This window comes from Tepidanaerobacter sp. GT38 (genome assembly GCF_021991635.1).
GTDB lineage: Bacteria > Bacillota > Thermosediminibacteria > Thermosediminibacterales > Tepidanaerobacteraceae > DTU063.
In genome coordinates this window covers 1-2,443 of record NZ_JAFFJA010000128.1, presented here as the reverse complement: position 1 = coordinate 2,443, position 2,443 = coordinate 1, and the positions used below count along the sequence as shown (strand labels likewise).

Here is a 2,443-nt window from a genome sequence, read left to right as displayed (position 1 = left end):
TCCGATTTTAAATTCTGCAACAGTTAATACATTCCTTTTTCATCAATCTTTTGAATAAACACCTGCCCTTTTAAAATAATATCCAGATAATTGCATTTCTCGCTTTCAAAATGGATAATGCTGCCTTTATTGTATTTAGAGATAATATAATTATGAGTTTTAAAAAGATTAAGCAGTTCTTCAGTAGAAAATCCATCAAATAACTCTGTTAGTCTTAAAATACTTAGATAATTTTTTATATTCATAAATACCACCTTTTTTAAAATTAGGTTGTGTTAAGTAGTATTTGTGTAAAATGCGTCAAATGATTTATTTTCAAGCATTAGAGAGTTATTAAACCTCAGAATTCGTGTACCCCCTAATTTTCATCAAATCCATGCTTGCATCCTCTTAAAAATGCTTTAAAATCTGCTCATAAATTTTTGTCAAGGTCGGGCTGAAAGCCCGTTAATTTCAGCCTTGACAAAAATTCAATTGAGCAGATTAAAATTTTGTCAGAGGATGAAAGTATTTAAATCTTGCGAAGCATTTTTTCATATTTTACTTTACACTATCTAAAATTAGTTACCGTGGTAACTGTATGTTACTGTAATTTATTATAATATAGATTTAAACATAATGAAAGGAGAGTTTTTATGCTGGAGAAAAAATATGTATACAGTCTTACAGATGACAAAATAATTGAAAGGATTGTGGATGATGAGAATATTCACCTAAATCATATGGTTCTTGTAAAAGGAACAAATCTTCCTGAACACTATTCCAATTCCAACGTCTATATGATAATTGTACGGGGAAAAATGACTTTGCAGTTAAATGAACAAGAACCACATCATTACACCAAGGGAGATATTATTAATATACCATACAAAACAAAAATGAATGTCCATAATCAAGACGAAGAAGTATTGGAATTCTTTGTGGTAAAATCACCTAATCCTAAAAACTACAGGGAGAAGGAGTGATGAAAGGTGGATATTTTTACAGCATCATTATGGGGAATAACAGGGGCTGCATTTATTGCATCCCTTGTTAAAGATAAGCAGAAGACATTCAATTCTATAAAAATGGCAAGAGGTATGATGAAAAATATGATTGGAGAGATTGTAGGCATCTTGTTTCTTATAGGATTGATTCTGACCTTCATACCGCCTGAAGTTATAAAGAATGTTTTGGGAGAATCCAATCTGTTCATTTCAACCGTTATTTCTGCCTTAGTAGGTAGTATTACATTGATTCCAGCCTTTGTAGCATTTCCTCTGGTAGGTTCTTTTGTAGATGCAGGTGCAAGTATTGTCCCTGCCGTTGCATTCTTAACTACTTTAACGATGGTTGGAATAGTGACATTCCCATTAGAAAAACAAGAGTTTGGTTTGAAATTTGCTACTACCCGTAATGTTCTTAGTTTTGTATTTGCACTTATAATAGCGCTGACGATGGGAGTGATTATGTGAAATGATTGAAATAATTAAAAAGAACAAACTGCTGGCAGCAGTATCTTTGGCATATATTTTTCTATTTATCGCAATGCCCGATAAGGCTTATTTATCTGTCAAAAACAGCATATATTATATTATAGAAATGCTTGAAATTATGCCTGTGATTTTTATACTTACATCAATTATTGAAGCATGGGTTCCTAAAGAAGTAATCATGAATGGATTTGGGGAGAAAGCAGGAATAAAGGGGGGTATATTCTCGTTCTTATTGGGCAGTTTTTCAGCAGGACCTATTTATGCGGCATTCCCAATTTGCAAAATGCTTTTAAAGAAAGGTGCCAGCATCGCAAATGTAGTCATCATATTAAGTGCATGGGCGGTAATAAAAGTACCCATGCTTGCCAATGAAGCAAAATTCTTAGGACCGAATTTTATGGGGCTAAGATGGATATTGACAGTAATATCCATACTGATAATGTCATATCTAATGACTGTATTTGTAAAAAAAGAAGATATTCCTGTTCAGGAAGAGCGTGACCTTGGCAAAGTAACTGGTATTAATATTAAAGAAAAATATTGTATTGGATGTGGACTGTGTGAAAAATTAATGCCTCATTATTTTAAGGTGGTGGATAAGAAAGCAAAATGGAAAGAGTCTAAACTTAATGAGACACAGATAAATGAATTGAAAGCGATAATAGATAAATGTCCTGTTAAGGCCATAGACTTAAAATGATATTCTTACTGTATACCCAAAAAACTTGTGTCATGAATAAAAAGTATTGTTAAGAATCATGGTGAAAATAGGGTAGAAACCTTATGGGAGCCATGATTTTTGTTTAGCATGAGTAGTTTTAAGGAGAGATGGGATAAGGGTATGAGGGGGAGTTTTGACATGTTTTTTTGGTTACATCAGAGCATATATGTTATATTTATATTAAGATATTTAGATAAATAAAAATTAATGCTTAATGATAATAGAAAGTTAAGTCCATATAATTGTG

The 2,443-nt window shown here is 32.1% G+C and carries 4 protein-coding genes; 3 read left to right on the top strand and 1 reads right to left on the bottom strand.

Annotation, left to right across the window (positions count from 1 at the left end; translation table 11 throughout):
• Window positions 1-23 precede the first annotated feature (23 nt).
• The gene (locus JT739_RS12325; RefSeq protein ID WP_237661421.1) at window positions 24-245 is read right to left on the bottom strand and encodes a hypothetical protein; all 222 of its coding nucleotides are present in this window, start codon (window positions 243-245) and stop codon (window positions 24-26) included.
• A gap of 390 nt (window positions 246-635) precedes the next feature.
• Here JT739_RS12325 and JT739_RS12320 point away from each other — a divergent pair, with 390 nt between their 5' ends.
• Genes JT739_RS12320 through JT739_RS12310 form a run of 3 tightly spaced genes read left to right on the top strand, consistent with a single transcriptional unit; the run spans window position 636 to window position 2,175 of the window.
• Window positions 636-965, top strand: a complete 330-nt coding sequence (locus JT739_RS12320; RefSeq protein ID WP_068556435.1) for a cupin domain-containing protein — start codon at window positions 636-638, stop codon at window positions 963-965.
• Window positions 966-971: 6 nt separating this feature from the next.
• The gene (locus JT739_RS12315; RefSeq protein WP_027622411.1) at window positions 972-1,454 is read left to right on the top strand and encodes a permease; all 483 of its coding nucleotides are present in this window, start codon (window positions 972-974) and stop codon (window positions 1,452-1,454) included.
• A gap of 1 nt (window position 1,455) precedes the next feature.
• Window positions 1,456-2,175 (top strand): permease, encoded by a 720-nt coding sequence (locus JT739_RS12310; protein ID WP_068556436.1) that lies wholly within the window; start codon window positions 1,456-1,458, stop codon window positions 2,173-2,175.
• Window positions 2,176-2,443 lie beyond the last annotated feature (268 nt).